The sequence below is a fragment of the Vibrio mangrovi genome (assembly GCF_024346955.1).
GTDB lineage: Bacteria > Pseudomonadota > Gammaproteobacteria > Enterobacterales > Vibrionaceae > Vibrio > Vibrio mangrovi.
In genome coordinates, this window is record NZ_AP024884.1 from 507,078 (window position 1) to 524,981 (window position 17,904).

Genomic DNA, 17,904 nt, shown 5'->3' on the forward strand with positions numbered 1-17,904 from the left:
GGAAGCGCTGAGCGCTTCCCTTTTTTATTCCTGCTTTGGTGTCAAAACTAAACAGATTCCGGTTTCCTGATAGCTCTCACTGCCAAAACTGGCTTGTCTGATGTTTTGATTTAATTGGCCAAAACTTTGGGCATCTTTTCCTGTCGCCGGATCCATGTACGTCTGATCCGGTCTCATCATGACCCAGTGAAGACCGCCACTGGCGGTTTGCAGAACTTTTAATACTCTCTGATTCTCATGAGGATGGGGAAGAGCGGTTTGATTAACCGTAACTCCTTGGCGCTCACAGGCTTCTCTGGCCGCCGGGTAGAGGTGCATCAATTTATCTGAGTATTCATTAGGTAAGAAATACAGTGCTGAATTCAATCCTTGCTGATCCGCAGCCTGAATAATATGGTGAGGCAGAGAGTAACCGGCTTTGGTTAAATCATCATTTGGTCCTGAGCCTGACGTGATCCGGTAGAGCTTTTGTTCACACTGTAGTGATGTCTTAAGATCTTTCCCTGTTTTTAACTCTATTGCACTACATAGTAAGCTCACGGCACCACATGAGTTCGTGTGAAGTTGTTTCATCCTGGTTTTGTTGAGATGGCTTGACTGAGTTTTTGAGATAGCATTTTGCGTTTGGGATTCAGTGCTGAGTGCTTCATTATTCAAATCAGGAAATCGACTTTCGTTCAGGCGACCGATCATGTGACCTCTATTATATTAATGGATATACATCTTAATGGGTGTAGATAGTGAGTGGCTATTTATCACTTTTGGTTCAGGGCGAGATATTACGTTCTGGATATCATTTGCTGAATGAAAAATATCGGGGATAATTTTTGTGTCAGTGAATTACAGTTGGTTTCAGCCAATCAGGTATACTATTTCATTCAATCCTCTGGTGTATCGAAAACTACATGCTAAAAATAAACACATTGTCCATTCGGTCTTATAGCCGTCAGACCAAACAACATTGCCACAGTTTTCATCAGCTTGTACTGCCTGTTAAAGGGGTGATCAACATGGAGGTTGCGACATTTAAAGGCAAAGTGATGCCAGGCGAATGTGTCGCTGTCAAAGCAGGAGAAGTTCATTACTTTGCTGCGGAAACTGAAGCAAAGTTTGTTGTAGCTGATCTTGAGAGACTTCCTGAACCAATCATGACCTCGGGTACTGTAGTTTTTTCTATTACATCACCACTATTGCGTTATTTAAGTTTCATTGAAGAGCAGCTTAAATATCAGGTCAATACAGATATTGAAAAGTTAATGTATGACACTTTCTATGCTCTGATGTGTGCGCAGCAGGTATTAAAGCAATTCGATCATAGGATCAGAAATGCGATGGAATATATTGATGCTCATCTTTCTCAGCCTCTTTCCAATACACAATTGGCTACAATTGCTTATTTGAGCCCGACCCAATTCAAGAAGGTCTTCAAACAACAGACCAATCTCACGGTAACTCAATACATTACCAAATTACGTATGGAAAAAGCACAGGCTCTACTGCTGCATACCGATTACCCGATACAGATCGTTGCTGAAACTGTCGGATATACGAATCTGACGGCATTCAGCCGACGTTTTTCACAATATGTCGGTTTACCACCATCCAAATATGCGCGCTAATTACGTCTTTCAGGTTAATAAAACCGTCCGATCAGCAAAATAGAAGTGTCTTCATAGAGATAGAATTATTCCTCATTCAGGGACAATTTATGGGGGATTCATGTCTTACAGAGATTCAGGTATCAGCGGTGTTTTGTGCGTTATGCTTGCCAGTGTCTTCTGGGGAACAACAGGAACAGCTGTCAGCTTTATACCTGATGTCAGCCCTCTGGCAACCGGAGCTTTTGCGACAGGAATGGGTGGATTGTTATTGCTCTGGAATGCGCGTCGTCATCTGCTCGCGGACCGTAAACAGTTTATTGCCCGGCCGGGGAGACTTATATTAGGAGCAATCTCTGTCGCAACTTATCCTCTTTCATTTTATAGCGCAGTTAAGCTTTCGGGGGTTGCGACAGGAACTTTGATCTCACTCGCCAGTGCGCCTTTTTTTACTGTTTTGCTGGAACGTCTTATCAGCAAAAAAGCAATATCTTCTCAATGGGGCATTTCATTCTTAGTCGGCGTATCCGGTATTGTGCTTTTAATACTTGGCCAGGAAAATCACATACAACAGACTGATCGGCAAAAATTTTATGTCTGGGGAATCTGTTTGGGCTTGGTTGCCGGTCTGTCATATGCTGTTTATGCATGGTTTGCGAGGCAGATGATAGAACAGGGAATTAGTTCGAAATCATCCATGGCAAGTATGTTCGGAGGTGCTGCAATACTATTGTTACCTTCATTAGTCTTTACCGGAAAGAATGCATTTTCTGATATCCAGCATGTTACTATTATGCTCTATATGGCATTCATCCCAATGTTTTTGGGATATTTATGCTTTGGCTATGCGCTGAAGCAGATTGATGCTGCTAAAGCGACACTGATTACTTTATTCGAACCGGTAGTTGCGACACTATTGGCGGTCTGGATTGTCAGAGAAACGTTCACCACAATCGGCTGGTATGGGATGACTCTGATTATTTTGTGCTTAATTTTACAAACGGTGAAATGGCCGGCAGAGCAAATACGGAGAACTGCCGGTGGATAGTGAAGTGATGTCCCCCATCGACAGGGAACAATCATTAACGCAGGATTCTGGCTCTGAATTGGCGGCCTTTGATTTTGCCATTTTCCAGTTTTTTCACCGCCTTTTTACCGACGTTTTTCTGGACAGCAACATAAGCCCGCATATCAAACAGATTAATTTTACCGACCTGTTTGCCTTCAATGCCTTGCTCGCCTGTGAGTGCGCCGAGAATATCTCCGGCACGGATTTTCTGTTTCTTCCCGCCGGAGATTTCAATCGTGACCATTTGTGGCTGAAACGCAGCCTGATTCAAGACTTCCTCTCCCGGCAGACTGACCGGATCAATCGGCATATTCATATATTCGTCGATTTGAGCCACCCGGATGCCTTCATTAGCGCTGAACAGGCTACATGCCATGCCTTTGCTGCCGGCCCGCCCGGTTCTGCCGATGCGATGGACGTGAACTTCCGGATCGCGGGACAGACGGTAGTTGATCACCATGTCGAGACTATCGACATCCAGTCCGCGTGCGGCGACATCTGTCGCGATCAGGATTGAAACACTCTTATTGGCAAACTGCACCAGCGATTGATTCCGCTCCCGCTGCTCCAGATCTCCATGCAGATCAATCACACTGAAACCATCGTGATAGAGCGCATCGGCAACATCCTGAACTTCACGTTTGGTGTTGCAGAAAATGACAGTGGATTCCGGTTGATGGGCCAGCAAGAGCTTCTTCAGCGCCAGCAGTCTCTCATCGTCATCACCGACCTGATAAAAGGCCTGATGAATGGAAGTATTGTCATGGGTTGACTCGACTTTCACCCACTCCGGCTCATGCATGATGCGCTGAGCAATGGACTGGATCTGCACCGGAAATGTTGCACTGAACAGCAGGGTTTGCCGCTGGGCCGGTACTTGTTCGATGATCGCATCTAACGCATCCTGAAAACCCATTTCCAGCATCCGGTCGGCTTCATCTAATACCAGTGTATTCAGCTCCGCCAGATCAATACGGCCTTTCTGCAAATGGTCAAGAATCCGGCCCGGCGTACCGACCAGAATATGAGCGCCGTGAGCCAGAGAACCGATTTGTGGTCCCATCGGCATACCGCCGCAGAGTGTCAGCACTTTGATGTTATGGATCGCTTTGGCCAGTGAACGGATCTCATTGGCAACCTGATCCGCCAATTCGCGGGTCGGACAAAGTACCAGAGACTGAACCCGGAAGCGTTTGACATTCAGGTTATGCAGCAGACTCAGACCAAATGCCGCCGTTTTCCCCGAGCCGGTTTTTCCCTGACCGATAATATCTTTGCCTTGCAGCAGAAAAGGCAGACTCTGTGCCTGAATCGGAGTCATGCTGGTATAACCCAGCGTGTCGAGACTTTGCAGCAGTCCCGGGGACAAGGGCAAAGAAGAAAAAGATAACTGGCTCAAAAGGGTATTCCTTATAAAAGTGATGCTGGGTGTCTGACGTTTAACGTTTTGATTGTTGTCGTTTGGGTTGATTATTGACTGGTTCGCTTATGTTTTGGTACATAATTCAGAATCGAAACCGGAACTGGTTTTTTCGGTTCGAACCCGGCGATTTCCCGGCGCTCGATTAAATGGCCGAGACGGCTTTCAATCATGCACAGGTTTTTGAAATTGTCTTTAGAAACGAAAGAGATCGCCTCCCCGGATGCATTAGCTCGTCCGGTCCGGCCGATACGATGCACATATTCATCGGCCGGGAAGGGCAGATCGTAGTTGACTACTCGTGAGAGCGAATCAATATCGATGCCTCGCGCTGCCACACCGGTTGCAACCATGTATTTGATTTGACCGGTCTTAAAATCTTCCAGTAATTTGGCCCGGATAGCCTGACTGCGGCCACTGTGAAAAGCTTCGGCCTGAATGCCCCGTTTTTCCAGTTGAGTGACCAGTTTGGCGGCACCATGTTTGGTTTCAATAAAAATCAGGGCCTGATTCCACTGATTCTCCTGAATCAGATGTGCCAGCAGGGCTGACTTTTTATCTTTATCGACGGTGATTAGCCACTGTTCGATACTGGCTTTTGAAGCCTGATTGGCCGCGATGGTAATTTCATGCGGGTTATATACCGCAGTTTTTGCCAAATCGCGCACTTTGCGGGATAAGGTTGCCGAAAACAGCAGATGCTGAATATTTTCCGGGAGCCGATCGAGAATTTTGTTCAGATCGTCGATAAAGCCCATGTCGAGCATCCGGTCTGCTTCGTCCAGTACCAGCACTTCCACTTCTTCAAAATAGACGGCTCGCTGACCATACAAATCGAGCAGACGTCCCGGCGTTGCCACCAGCACATCGACACCTTCGATCAGACGTTGTTTCTGTGGCTGTTCATCGACACCGCCATAAATCGCCAGCGAAGTCAGCGCCAGATGTTTGCCATATTGCGCGACTTTTTCTGCCACCTGAATGGCCAGCTCACGGGTTGGTACCAGAATCAGTGCCCGAATCCGTTTTTTACGCTGCGTCTGCCCCTGAGAGAGTTTGTCCAGAATCGGCAGGACAAATCCGGCAGTTTTACCGGTTCCGGTCTGTGCGGCAGCGATCAGATCCTTGCCCTGCAAAATTACCGGAATGGCCTGAGTCTGAATCGTAGTCGGCTGACGATAACCCAGTTCACTGACAGCTTGTGTCAGGGGAGCACTGAGTCCGAGTTGCGCAAATGACATATTTACCTCTGATGATTCTGGAACGGCTGGATAAGTGAAGCGCGGGATTTTACCATGAAGATTGCTTTGATGAGAGCTTTATCTGTATCTGTTGTTTGTCTTTGGTTGATTAAAGGTGGATCGGGGATTCAGATGAGCGACTCTTTGGCTTTGGGAATATGACGCACAATGTCTTTCTCTGATTTCATAGACATTTGTGTTATGTGTGCCAGGAAGGCCGCCCTGTACGCTACATCAAGGCTGATGATGAACTCTTATTACCGTTGATAATCGACCTCTGCGAAAAGCGTGGAAACAACGGCTATCGGAGGATTACTGCGCATTTAAATCGCCGATGAAACACGGCAGCTTGCCAAGTCACTCGGTACTGTTTTGCCCGTTTGATGTGTTGGGCGACTTATCAGATCGCACAAACTTTACCGAGTTCCTTTCTTTTTCTTCTCGTCTCCACTAATCAACCTAAATCATAGTGAATCCGTAATTTGTGCTGCATAACAATAGGGCTGGTCATTTTCATCCAATTTCTTGCGACTTAAGAATTGAATTGTTACCATTTTATTTAGTTGCCAAATTTTATATATCTTTTCTTGTTCACATGTGTAGGTGATTCTATTATTTTTATCAATAAATGAAAGGTCCAATATATCCATGCCATCATATTTTTCACTTTCTTCACTTTTCACCATTTTTTTATCAGCAGAAATAATTATTTTTTCTTTGTATGGACCAATGTAGATGTTTTTTTGCATCACAAATGAGTATATTTTTACTATGGAATTACGAAGGGATTCTTCAGGTAACTCTATATTAATTGCTACCTTACCTGCATAGTCATCAGCTAATGGTTTAAATGGATTTGTTGTGTTGATTTCATTTAAAATGATATTTTTGAAATCTTCTTCTGACCAACTCTGTTTATGAAATACTGCCATTCCCGACATATTTGACCCCTGTGATTGATAGGTGAAAATGAACAAGATAGTTAAAACTGCTATTATACGCTTCATGACCATGTTCCATCTGGAGTGAAAATTTTAACTCCTTTGCTTAGTCCTTTTGGTGTCGAGGCTGATGATGGCCGACATCTTCCACCATGTATTGGCCATAGTACATAATTATCTGTACCAGCTTTTCTTGCACCAAAATTCGTGATCCCATCAGAAATCCCTTTGTGAGGTAACGCCTCGTATTCATTAAATAAATTATAAACAGAGTTATCACCATTTTTTTTACGTAAACTCTTTAATTCCTGCTCGATTTTAGAGTCTAATTGGTAGTCTCGCAATACGTGTCGATAAAACGTTCGAGTTAAAAATGCATTGACTTGAACATGAAAGTATTTTGCCATTTGCATTGCTAGACTTTCATCGGGTTTTGCTTCTGCATCATTATTGAATTTAGATTTATTCAGTAGTGCAATAGAGAGTTTCATCCCAGTTCTACAAGCGAAGCTGTGTATTATGCCATTTACAGAAAATGATTTTTCACTAATGTTAGCTAAACTATGTTTAGTGATGGTTATTTTTGGGCTTCCCCCCATATTGAAATTAATTTCACCTGGAGTTCCATGTGTATAAAGATATAAATCTTGAATCTTAACTCTATCTCTATTTCTATTTAACAAAGATATCAGTTGCGCTGAGTTTTTTATGGTAACTAATTCAAATTTAAATTCCTTTTTATATGTTTCTAAAACACCTATTTCAAGGTTAGTATATCCATAAGGAACAATTGCGATAACATTATTATCTGCAGCTCTCATCCCAGATTTTATTCTATAAGTGGCTGCAGCGATAAACATCATTTGAGTCCAGAAACTTTCATCATGGATATCCGTACCAATAACTATAATATTTTCTTTTTCTGTCGGAATAGAAATCTCTTTTCTTGTTTTGTTTGATGTTGATGACAATATTGACTTACCAATATTTTTCCATTGATTCTCACTCACTATTGTTATCCTTTTATTTCGATTTCAATTTCTTCCTGAGATGAATTGGTAATTAAGTGTGTTGCTCCATTCGAATCTGTTGTTCCATATTCGTAAGAACCGTCAGCTCTAAGAATTCGATATTCTGTGTTTGCTAATGGTAAACCAGCTTCCTCGTCATATAAAACGAAGGCTTCGTCATATGATGCAGAAACAATTTCTTTAGTGGGTGAGGATGAACTGCATGTACCAACAATGACGCTCCCTGTTCCTACAACGACTCCTCCACAGTTAATGGAACTACCGTTGATTGCAATGGGTAATCCATTCACTAGTACTGTTGATACGCCTTCTGTAATTTTTCGTGGATGTGGTGGATTCATTGGTTTTGAGTGCATCGTTAATTGATCGCTAACTCGGGCTGCTGGCATTGAATCTATAAATACATCAGGAGAACCAGTGATAATCGGTGTTGGAGGGAAACCATCATGGGCTGTTCCCAAATCTCCTAGCTTTGCTGCTTTTTCTCCCAAAATTGAAATCTCCAAGTGAGTAACGATTCTGGTGTCGACTTTATGATTATATGTTCATATTTTCTTGTGTTTTTAATAAAAATATGAGACTCATTCAAAAAATAGTAATGCTGTCAGCTAAATGGTTTTGGTTATAAGTACTGAGCATTAACTCTGTGATTTGCATGGCTATTCAGCAACAATGCTTTAGTCATGTTCTGACATGATCACCGAAAAGGATACGATCCGAACAAAGATGAAAAGTATGAGAATAAGGTGTCCTCACAAGTTGGTTACTCCCAGATATATATAAACAATTAACCCAGGTTAATTACTCTTGGAAAGCGCAACAATATAGTGACCTTACATTCAAAAGGACAAAAGGTTACAACAATGAGCACAATTGCCGCATTACAATGGCGCTACTCACTCAAGAATTTTTCAAATCAGAAAGTTGATGATGACAAGATAAATAATCTACTGGAAGCTGCACGCTTGTCTGCATCGTCTTATGGTCTTCAGCCTTATCAGGTATGGGTGATTCAGGAGCGAGACTTGCTGGCAAAATTATCTGAGCAGGCTTTCGGGCAGAGTCAGGTCAGAGAGTGTTCCCATTTGTTGGTTTTTGCCAACGAGACGGTGATTAGTGATGCAACTGTTGAACGTTATTTTGCACGTCACTATCAGCAGACACAAACTCCGGTTGGCAGTCTGGATGGTTACGCAGATCATATAAAATCAGCCATGGCTGAGAAAAGTGATGATTCCCGGAGGGCATGGGCTGAACAACAAGCGTACATTGCTCTGGGTACCGTGTTGACTGAAGCGGCTGTTTTGGGTATTGATACCTGCCCTATGACCGGGTTTGATCAACAGGCGTTCAATCAGACATTAGGGTTGAGTCAATATGGTTTAAGTGCCTGTGTCATTTGTGCTATCGGGTACCGGGAGGCTGATATGCAGAGTCCGGTGAAGGTGCGTATACCTCGTGAACATTTTGTCCGGTTTGTGTCGTTGAAAGGGTAAAGAACATGACATTCGATAATTATTTGCAAAAGCTGGAATTAACACCGCCGGCACAGCCTGACATTGTATTCCTGCGTCGGTTTATGGCCCGCCATATTGAACGGTTTACGTTTAATAACATTGCTGTGTTACTGAATGAACCACTCCCGCTGGATACGGAATCTTTACTTGATAAGATCGTGCAGCGAGGTGCTGGCGGATACTGCTTTGAGCACAATAGAATTGCATATGAGTTACTCAGTTCTCTTGGTTATTCGACCCGCCTCGTACTCGGGCGAGTTTTAAATAACAACATTCGTCCGGTCCCCAGAACGCACCGTCTTACTCTTGTTGAACTTGAGGGGGAAACTTATCTGGTGGATGTCGGTTTTGGCGGATCTTGCCCAATTGGGCCGATTGCGCTGAACATTCAGGTTCCTCAACAGGCTGGTTTGGACCAGTTCTGGGTTCGTGCCATTGATAACGATGAATATGAACTGGTCCAGCATCATGTAGACGGACCTTTTATCCTGTACCGGTTTGATATGGCGCAGTACACAGAAGCGGATTGTGCAATGGGGCATTTTTATTCCCATAAGCATCCGGATGCGGTGTTTGTAAATAATCTGGTGGTGAGCCGGAAAACGCCGACAGAAGTATTGATGCTGACCAATCACCGGTTTACTCATCGTACGGAAAATCAGGATGTTGAAACAATAATTGATTCCAGCGACAGGTTATTCACTCTGCTTACACAGACATTTGGCCTTTGCATTGAACATGAAATATGTGAGTTTCTGTTTGAACGCTACGTCGCTCCCAAACTGGCAGCATCAGAGCTTCAGATCACTTCATCTGGAAGAGGTTGACGGTATGGATAAATATAGCGGGGCTACGGCGAATGGACCGACAACATCTTAAACACCAACTGGCACAATTTTTCGAACAGTATCACCCGGACATTAACTGGTCTCTGTTTACTCTGCACTTTGAGATTCATGCGCTTAAAAAAGGCGATTGTTTATTCCGTCAGGGGGAACACTCAGATCGTATGTATTTTCTGAGTAGTGGGCTAGTCCGTTATTACAGCATATCGGAAAGTGGTAAAGAATATACACAAACCTTTGCTAAAGCACCACGGGTTGTGGGTTCAACTCGCGCTATGGTATTTGAACAGCCTACGTTATTTACGATTGAAGCACTTGACGATAGTGTGGCGATTTCATTTCCCTGGAAACCATTTTATGCACAAATGAGCCAGGATCTGGCTTTTATGCAAGCCTATGCGAGGTTTCTGGAAACGATCTTTATTCATAAAGAAGTCAGAGAAAGCAGTATGGTGAAACACAGTGCAACACAACGTTATCTGGACTTTTGCCGTGATTTCCCGGAATTAAAAGGTACCTTACCCAAACAGCAGATCGCATCTTATATTGGGATCACACCCGTTGCGTTGAGTCGTATCCGGGCTCAAATAATCCGTTGTCTGTGAAATGGAATATAAATCTTTAGGTATGAGGCATAATGCCGGTTGTCTGAATATCTTCAATCAGAAAAAATAAAAGGCCCATCCGGGCCTTTTTGAACAACTGAAGGGAGATCAAAGCCAAAATTAATAACATCCCAGTTCCCGGCTTAAACCGCCGGTACTCGCTTCGACAGAATTCGCCACACTGGATGAAAGATTCGGCATGATATCGATCCCGGCTCTTGATTCTATCTCATCGATGGTCACTTCCGATGTACAGAAATTATCCCGCAATCCGGCATCCTGATACATGATGAATGCAGAGGTGTAAATCCGGTTATTACTCTGTTCGGCAACGACTTTAAAATATCCGCTGGGAATCGTGTGGGATTCATCAGCCTGCGGCAGACTTGCAAAGTAGCTCTCATACAGCGGACCGGTTACAACATACACATCGTTGCCCTGTGAGACATAATCCCGGATTGCTGTTTCCAGTTTTGCCCACGGTCCCTGATTCAGGTTTGACGCCTGCGGTGTAATGTTGGAGAGATAGTTGGTCATGCTCCAGTTGCTGGTGTTACTGAAGGCAGATAAAGGAACCTGATGGCCGCGATCCGTACCGATGACTGCGTGTGCGTCGCGGTAATCGTCAGGTTCTAAAGTATTGGATGAACTCAGGTCCGGATCGGCTGCCCATTTACGCTTTCTGGATGGGCCGCTGATAGTGTTTGGTGTGACGTGATAGGCAACCCAGTCTGCGAATTTGGTACTGCGGTTGTTTTTGAGTGTGTAAATTGGCCGGGTAATTGTCTTACCGTTGTTTACCCCGGTCGGACAACCGGAGAGACAGTTTGCAGCATAGGCGCTGCTGGTTGAAAAAATAAAACCACTGACAATCATGACATTAAGCATGTTGATTTTCATATCATATCCCTTGTGTAATGCAAACCATATTCTGTTGTTATAATTCGTTACCCTAATGTAACCGATATGATATTGATTGGTTATTCATCGGCCGTCAATTGTTAATAGCAAGGTAATCGATTGCATGAGGCATTTTTTATATAAGGTTTTGAAAACCACTTAAAAACAGTCTTTATGACAGATTGGTTTTTTAAAAAGCACGGGATATTCAGCCTTGTCTGGGATTGATGCGTACCGGGATTCTTCTGCGGTTAAAACTGTGTCCGATGGGGGCGAAGTGACCGGCGATCTGATAACCACAGTGCTGACAGATGCCGGTATCGGAAAGATGGTTTTCTCCCAGTTGATACCAGTTACGTGACAGAACTTTATGCTGACAGGCCGGGCAGTATGTGCTGTCTCCGGCTTCATCAAAAATATTACCGACATAGACATAGTTCAGGCCGTTGCTCAGGGCAATTTCTCTGGCCTGACCGATGGTTTCCGGCGAGGTGCGGGGTTTGTCCAGCATTTTGAAATCCGGATGAAAGGCACTGAAATGCAGCGGAATATCCGGGCCAAGATGGTCGTAAATCCAGTGGGTCATGGCATCGATTTCATGCGGACTGTCATTTTCTCCGGGAATGAGTAATGTGGTAATTTCGAACCAGACACGGGTTTCGTGATGCAGATAGAGCAGAGTGTCGAGTACCGGAGCCAGATGAGCGCCACAGATTTTGTGGTAGAAGCGTTCTGTAAATGCTTTCAGATCGACATTGGCTGCATCTATTTCGCTGAAAAATGCCTCTCGGGGCGCTGTATTGATATATCCGGCAGTGACAGCCACGCTGTAGATTCCTAGCTCATGGCAGGCTTGTGCTGTATCCAGCGCATATTCCATAAAAATCACAGGATCGTTATAAGTGAAAGCGACACTTTTACAGCCGTATTGCCGGGCTGTCCGGGCTATTTGTTCCGGCATAGCTATATCGGCGAGCGTATCGGTCTCTCGGGATTTACTCATCTCCCAGTTCTGGCAGAATTTACATCCCAGATTACAACCGGCAGTACCGAATGACAGCACAGAACTGCCAGGATAAAAATGGTTCAATGGTTTCTTTTCTATCGGATCAATACAAAAGCCACTGGAACGACCGTAACTGGTCAGCACGATCTCGCCATCCGCTGCTTGCCGGATAAAACAGGCACCCCGTTTACCATCACGCAGGCAACAATTACGGGGACAGACATCGCAGACAACCCGGCCATCATCAAGACGATGCCAGTATTGGGTCGGATATTTCTCCGGAGGCTGATGCATAAGACCTTCAATTGTGTCATTTGGGTATATACTCATTATAGTTTTTACATGAATAATCGTGTGAAGTTATGAATATTCGTTATCCAGCGGTTGCAGGAACTTTCTATGCCAAGTCTCCGGGAATATTGCTTGCTGAATTAGAGCAGTGGTTAGGAGAACATGAAAAGCTGCAAGAACCGATACGGGCGCTGATAGTGCCACATGCCGGGTATCGCTATTCGGGAGAGATTGCTGCCGAGGCGTTCCGTTATCTGTTTTCTCAGGCCGACCGAATTCAGCGGGTGATTCTGATTGGTCCGGCTCATCGTGTCTACGTGAATGGCTGTGCTTTACCCGCAGTCGACTGTTTTTCTACGCCATTGGGTAAAGTACCTATTGATACTGAGATGGCGGATAAGCTTTGCCGTCAGGAGCTGGTGGAGATTTCCGATCAGGCGCATCTTTTCGAACACTGCCTTGAAGTGCAGCTTCCTTTTTTACAGGTCTGTCTGGAACAGTTCACACTGGTGCCGCTTTTAATCGGACATATTGATTCGGATTCGGTTGTCCGGTTACTGGATGAAGTGTGGCAGGACGATCATACGCTGTTGGTTGTCAGCAGTGATCTGAGTCATTACCACGCTTATCAGGAGGCCCAGAAACTTGACCGTGAAACCTGTCATCTGATTGAACGGCTTGAGCCTTCACTGACTTCAGAACAGGCTTGTGGAGCGACCGGAATTAATGCATTGCTGAAACTCATGAAGCAGCGGGGTTATCGCCTGCAACGGGTCGCTCTGAAAAACTCCGGAGATACGGCCGGGGATAAACAGAGTGTGGTGGGCTATGGCAGCTTTATTGTCTCAGAATCCTAATCCGGATGAGATGGCACAGCTCTGGCAGATTGCCCGCGATGCTATCTGCGGGCTTTTTACCGATGCGGAAACATCGCCTCCGCAATTGGATCAGTATCCAGCAAGGCTGACCCGGCCGGGAGCATGTTTTGTCACACTGGAAGTGAACGGGCAGTTACAGGGATGTCTGGGTTCTCTGGTCGCTCATACGCCACTGGTCCTTGATGTTTATCAGAAGGCCCGCGCCAGTGCCTGTGAAGATCAGCGATTTGCTCCGCTGACCTCATCGCAGCTTGATGCACTGTCGATTGAAGTCTCGGTACTGAGCGAGCCGGAATTGCTTGAGGTTCGTTCGGAAGAGGCGTTATTGGCTTATCTTGCTGAACACCGCGTCGGGGTGATCTTATCGGATCAGATGCATCGGGGCGTTTTTCTGCCTCAGGTGTGGGAATCATTACCTGAACCGGCAGATTTTGTTTCTCATCTGAAGCGTAAAGCGGGATGGAGAAGTGATGACTGGCCACCGGGAATCGAAGTCCGGGTTTTTACGGTGACCAGTATACGGCGGATGCTGTAACGACATACTCAGCTGTTTTATTGTAATGCCTGCTCCATACAGGTTTCCTGTTCTATCAGCTGGGTTGCTTTTCGGCTGATCTCAAGAATCCCTTTTTGTAAAGCAGACACACCTTTATAGTCTGTCAGTAATATTGAGGATAATGCGAGGACTGCCAGATCTGCCATATCCAGAATATACTCTAACTCTTTAATTTTATTTGTTTGCATAATATTTACCTACCTGTTTGACGTTCTAAGCTTCTATCCCATTTGTGCCAGAGCCAGATTTTTTGCGGTGGAGAAGTCCAGTTTACCGCTGCCCAGTAGCGGAATGTTTGCCACCTGCATGATCTTATTGGGAAGCATCAGTGACGGCATGCCTTTCTGCATCAGAAGTTTCTTTACTTCACCCGGTTCTAAACTCTGATCAACCAGCATCACAATCTGTTCGCCTTTTTTCTCATCCGGCAAATTGATAGCTACCAGACCCGATTCCGGTTGATCAAGCAGCTCGCGGGCATATTGTTCAACCGCACCTAAGCTCACCATTTCTCCGCCCAGTTTGGCAAAACGTGAATAGCGATCCACGATAGTCAGATAACCATCATCATCCAGATGACCTTTGTCTCCGGTTTTATACCAGCGTTGCCCGTCAATTCTGACGACAACTTCGTCAGTTTTTTCCGGATCATTCAGATAACCCTGCATGATCTGTGCTCCGCCGATAAGGATCAGGCCATCTTCTCCGGCAGGTAACGGGGCGAGAGTTACCGGATCAACAATTTTAAATGTGGTGCCGGGCAGGGCCAGACCAACGGTTCCTTCGCGGGCCGCTTCCTGAATAAATCCTTCTGTGCGGACCAGATGTCCCGGCAGATTGACACTGGCGACTGGAGTGGTTTCTGTTGTGCCGTAGCCTTCGAGGACAGGCACCATAAATTTCTGCTGAAATCCGGCTTTGATTTTACTGTCCAGCTTTTCAGCTCCGGAAACCACCGCTCTCAGTGAACTGAACATCATCGGATTTACACGACGGTTCCGTTGGTACATGCCTAAGAATGTGGAGGTTGCACACATCAGCGTCGCCTCATATTTAGCCACTGCCCGGGCAATATTCAGGCTGTCAGTCGGATCCGGATGACAAATCACCGGGATTCCTTCAATCAGCGGTAACATCCCGGTCACTGTCAGACCAAATGCATGGAATAGCGGTAGTGTGGCCATAATTTTGTCGTTGTCCCGGATATTCAGGACATCGGAAACCTGACGTAAATTTGCCAGAATGTTCTTATGGCTGAGCATGACACCTTTCGGAGCGCCTTCGCTGCCTGAAGAGAACAGGATTGCAGCAGTGTCTTCCCGCTGCTGTTGCCGACACAGTAACCGGTTGATCCAACGGGCAGGCAGACATTTAACCGCCAGCAGCATCACAACTTTTGCGGCCCGGCTCAGGTTTTCTTTAAAGTCTTCCAGATAGCAGATCTGACAGCCGCTTAAAATTGTCTGACAGTCGATTCCCCGTTTTTCCAGTTTGGTGATAAAACGTCTGGACGTCACAATACTTTGAATTGCGGCATTTTCTTTTGCATTACGTAGTGCTTCCAGTGAGGCGGTATAGTTCAGGTTGACCACGGTTTTTCCGGCCATCATGGTTGCCAGATTACTCATCAGCCCGGCACTTGATGTCGGAACCAGCAATCCTAAGTTTTGCCCCGGTAGTTGCTGGATTTGGCGTTTTAGTAGCAGGCTGCCGACCAGAAACTGGCTATGTGTGACTGGTTTTCCATGGCTGTCCGCAACAGCCCACTGGCTGGGACGGGCTTTTGCCGTTGAAATCCAGGCTTCGGGTAGTGTATCCAGTGTATTAGCGTACTCATTCCAGGTTGCAACCGACATATCAAACACCTTCTGTTTAACTTGTGTTGCTGTTGAGTGAATGTCCATTGCCTGACCGAATGCGATAATAACGTCTCGTTTCATTCCGGTTTTTCTTGCTTTTGCCAGACGTTTGCTTGAGCGGGAGAAGAAGCTGCCCCACATACCGCGCAGATAGAAAGGAATAATGACACCGTTGGCCTGTTCACAGGCTCGTTCAAAGCCTTTTTTAAATTCTCCCAGTTGACCCAGATGGCTGATACGTCCTTCAGGAAACAGACAGACCAGTTCTCCCTGATTGAGCAGCGCTGTAATTTTATTCAATGCTTCACGGCTCTGACCTGGAGCGATTGGAATCACCTGGAACAGATCAAACAGCCATTTGAGATACCAGCGTTGATAGATCGTTCTGTCCATGACGAAGTGAACCCGGCGTGGTGATGCCATTTGTACAATCGCCCAGTCCAGCCAACTGATATGGTTCCCGAGCAGCAGTGTTCCCTGACCACCTTCAGGCAAGTTGTTGAATCCCAGAACTTTCAGGCGGTATTTGCGGCCAATCAGTTTGCTCATCACCGAACGTACCAGAACTTCCGGTAATAGAATGACAGCCAGCAGAGCAACCAGAGCACTTAGGCCGAACAGTCCCCAGAGAATATAGCTGACATCAAGTTTCAAAGTTGTAAAAGCAACGGTCAGTGCCAGACACAGCAGCATGCCGACATTCTGGATGAAGTTGTTTCCGGCCAGTACTTTGCCGATCTGCTCTTCTTTGGCGTGAAACTGAATCAGTGCGTTCAGCGGAACCAGCATGAAAGCACCGCCGACGCCAATGGTCAGGAAGATACAGCCGAGCAGGATGTTTGAAGAAACCTGTGGCAGAAAGAATAGTCCGGCACAGACAGTCAGAGCTCCGGCGGGAATGAGCGCCAGATTGATGTGATTGACGGAATGCTTTGATGCAAATGAAGAGCCGATCATCATCCCGATGATTGCCATTGCAATGATACTTTGAATGATGAAGGTATTTTCCATACCAAGGTGACTTTTTGCATAAGCAGGGAAGGCAGCAATCATCACCTGGCTGATGGAAAGGAACAGGGTCAGACCGATGACTGACTGCCAAATCGCTTTTTCCCGGAACAGTAAGCGGAGGTTTTGGCTGAGGGTTTTTCCCTGTACATATTCTTTCCAGGCAAATGCCGGCACTCTCGCCTGATGTTGATCGCCATATTGAGGTGTGTGTCCCTGTAAGCGTGTCTGTCCCGGTAAACGAAATGCCAGCAGACATTCGATCACCGAACCGATAACCAATAGCCAGCCTAACGGGGCTATATCCTGAAGAATAGCGTCCGGCTGAGCTGGTGTGTCAGGGGAAAGCTTCAGTTCAAACAGGGCAGAAAAAACGGCACTTCCGGCTAAAATCGCGATCATCGATACTGCCTGAACCCAGGCATTACCGCTACTGAGTCTTTCTGCTCCCACCAATTCACGGATATAACCATATTTGGCCGGAGAGTAGAGTGCACTCTGTACTGCCAGTATGAATGTCAGAGTGAAGGCAGCATGAAACCAGCCCCGATAATAACAGAGGGTGATCATTAGGGTGATCAGCACGGCAAACAGGGCACTAATCTTCATAACTCTGGTTTTTGAATAGCGATCCGAAAGAAACCCTGACGGGGTAAACAATAAGACGAAAGGTAACAGAATCAAGGCATTGACAATTGCAGTCATCAGAACTTGCTGATGATCAGACAATGTTTTAAACAGGGTATTCTGCACGACGATTTTATGACCTAAATCGACAAAAGCGTTCATGAAGGCAACCCATAGAAAGGTGATAAATCCTCTGACGGTCGTTGCATTATTCATACTTAATCTCCAATGTAATCGAACAGTGTTCAATTGATGGATTGAATGTAATTGAACGCTGTTCGATTGTAAAGAGGAATTTTTAATTATTCTTATTGGAGTTTTATGAAAACTAACGGTAAGTGATTATTTCATTAGTGAAATATATGATTTTATTTTTGGATTATTATCGGATTTTGAAGTGAAATAGCAGTGAACGTTGGTGAATATTCTGTAAATATTAGCCTACATGATAAAAACCGCTTGTGAATGATGCTTCTGGGAAAAGGGTTATTTATTGACCTTGGTCATTGCAT

17 protein-coding genes are annotated in these 17,904 nt (G+C 45.3%); 7 read left to right on the plus strand and 10 right to left on the minus strand.

Annotated elements, in window-relative coordinates:
• Window positions 1–24 precede the first annotated feature (24 nt).
• Window positions 25–540 carry a hypothetical protein gene (locus tag OCU74_RS18485; RefSeq protein ID WP_143693184.1) on the minus strand — a complete coding sequence of 172 codons (516 nt, stop codon included), beginning with the start codon at window positions 538–540 and terminating at the stop codon, window positions 25–27.
• Between the two features lie 365 nt (window positions 541–905).
• Between OCU74_RS18485 and OCU74_RS18490 the strand changes: the two genes are divergently transcribed.
• Both OCU74_RS18490 and OCU74_RS18495 read left to right on the plus strand, forming a co-directional pair.
• Complete coding sequence (locus OCU74_RS18490) at window positions 906–1,619, plus strand: helix-turn-helix domain-containing protein (protein WP_087480897.1); 714 nt, start codon at window positions 906–908, stop codon at window positions 1,617–1,619.
• A 100-nt stretch (window positions 1,620–1,719) separates the two neighbouring features.
• On the plus strand, window positions 1,720–2,646 hold the full coding sequence (locus OCU74_RS18495; protein WP_087480896.1) for a DMT family transporter: 927 nt from the start codon (window positions 1,720–1,722) through the stop codon (window positions 2,644–2,646).
• A 34-nt stretch (window positions 2,647–2,680) separates the two neighbouring features.
• Here OCU74_RS18495 and dbpA read toward each other — a convergent pair whose 3' ends face one another.
• From dbpA to OCU74_RS18525, 5 genes are all read right to left on the minus strand, one after another.
• Window positions 2,681–4,066, minus strand: a complete 1,386-nt coding sequence (gene dbpA, locus OCU74_RS18500; RefSeq protein ID WP_087480895.1) for an ATP-dependent RNA helicase DbpA — start codon at window positions 4,064–4,066, stop codon at window positions 2,681–2,683.
• Window positions 4,067–4,137: 71 nt separating this feature from the next.
• Window positions 4,138–5,328 (minus strand): DEAD/DEAH box helicase, encoded by a 1,191-nt coding sequence (locus OCU74_RS18505; protein WP_087480894.1) that lies wholly within the window; start codon window positions 5,326–5,328, stop codon window positions 4,138–4,140.
• Window positions 5,329–5,792: 464 nt separating this feature from the next.
• Entirely contained in the window at window positions 5,793–6,335 is a 543-nt protein-coding gene (locus tag OCU74_RS18515; RefSeq protein ID WP_143693182.1) for a hypothetical protein, read from the minus strand.
• Window positions 6,332–7,279 carry a hypothetical protein gene (locus tag OCU74_RS18520; protein WP_087480892.1) on the minus strand — a complete coding sequence of 316 codons (948 nt, stop codon included), beginning with the start codon at window positions 7,277–7,279 and terminating at the stop codon, window positions 6,332–6,334. Before OCU74_RS18520 ends, OCU74_RS18515 begins: the two co-directional genes overlap by 4 nt.
• A gap of 5 nt (window positions 7,280–7,284) precedes the next feature.
• A complete protein-coding gene (locus OCU74_RS18525; protein ID WP_087480891.1) occupies window positions 7,285–7,791 on the minus strand; it encodes a type VI secretion system PAAR protein in 507 nt (168 codons plus the stop codon).
• A gap of 372 nt (window positions 7,792–8,163) precedes the next feature.
• Between OCU74_RS18525 and OCU74_RS18530 the strand changes: the two genes are divergently transcribed.
• From OCU74_RS18530 to OCU74_RS18540, 3 genes are read left to right on the plus strand one after another with little or no spacing between them, the layout of a single operon-like run.
• Window positions 8,164–8,796, plus strand: a complete 633-nt coding sequence (locus tag OCU74_RS18530) for an NAD(P)H-dependent oxidoreductase (protein ID WP_087480890.1) — start codon at window positions 8,164–8,166, stop codon at window positions 8,794–8,796.
• Window positions 8,797–8,801: 5 nt separating this feature from the next.
• Window positions 8,802–9,644, plus strand: coding sequence for an arylamine N-acetyltransferase family protein (locus OCU74_RS18535; RefSeq protein WP_087480889.1), 843 nt, complete (start codon window positions 8,802–8,804; stop codon window positions 9,642–9,644).
• A 32-nt stretch (window positions 9,645–9,676) separates the two neighbouring features.
• A complete protein-coding gene (locus OCU74_RS18540) occupies window positions 9,677–10,267 on the plus strand; it encodes a Crp/Fnr family transcriptional regulator (protein WP_087480888.1) in 591 nt (196 codons plus the stop codon).
• A gap of 120 nt (window positions 10,268–10,387) precedes the next feature.
• Here OCU74_RS18540 and OCU74_RS18545 read toward each other — a convergent pair whose 3' ends face one another.
• Both OCU74_RS18545 and amrS read right to left on the minus strand, forming a co-directional pair.
• Window positions 10,388–11,167: a DNA/RNA non-specific endonuclease gene (locus OCU74_RS18545; protein WP_087480887.1), complete on the minus strand. Its 780-nt coding sequence runs from the start codon at window positions 11,165–11,167 to the stop codon at window positions 10,388–10,390.
• Between the two features lie 208 nt (window positions 11,168–11,375).
• Window positions 11,376–12,503, minus strand: coding sequence for an AmmeMemoRadiSam system radical SAM enzyme (amrS, locus tag OCU74_RS18550; protein ID WP_234993575.1), 1,128 nt, complete (start codon window positions 12,501–12,503; stop codon window positions 11,376–11,378).
• Between the two features lie 32 nt (window positions 12,504–12,535).
• On the opposite strand from amrS, the gene amrB reads away from it, so the two are divergent.
• Together amrB and amrA are read left to right on the plus strand one after the other, a co-directional pair.
• Window positions 12,536–13,321 carry an AmmeMemoRadiSam system protein B gene (gene amrB / locus OCU74_RS18555; protein WP_087480885.1) on the plus strand — a complete coding sequence of 262 codons (786 nt, stop codon included), beginning with the start codon at window positions 12,536–12,538 and terminating at the stop codon, window positions 13,319–13,321.
• Complete coding sequence (amrA, locus tag OCU74_RS18560; RefSeq protein WP_087480884.1) at window positions 13,293–13,877, plus strand: AmmeMemoRadiSam system protein A; 585 nt, start codon at window positions 13,293–13,295, stop codon at window positions 13,875–13,877. Before amrB ends, amrA begins: the two co-directional genes overlap by 29 nt.
• Window positions 13,878–13,894: 17 nt before the next feature.
• Here the strand turns inward: amrA and OCU74_RS18565 are convergent, their stop codons facing one another.
• On the minus strand, window positions 13,895–14,086 hold the full coding sequence (locus OCU74_RS18565; RefSeq protein ID WP_087480883.1) for a hypothetical protein: 192 nt from the start codon (window positions 14,084–14,086) through the stop codon (window positions 13,895–13,897).
• Window positions 14,087–14,119: 33 nt separating this feature from the next.
• Window positions 14,120–17,608, minus strand: coding sequence for an acyl-[ACP]--phospholipid O-acyltransferase (locus OCU74_RS18570; protein WP_087480882.1), 3,489 nt, complete (start codon window positions 17,606–17,608; stop codon window positions 14,120–14,122).
• Window positions 17,609–17,904 lie beyond the last annotated feature (296 nt).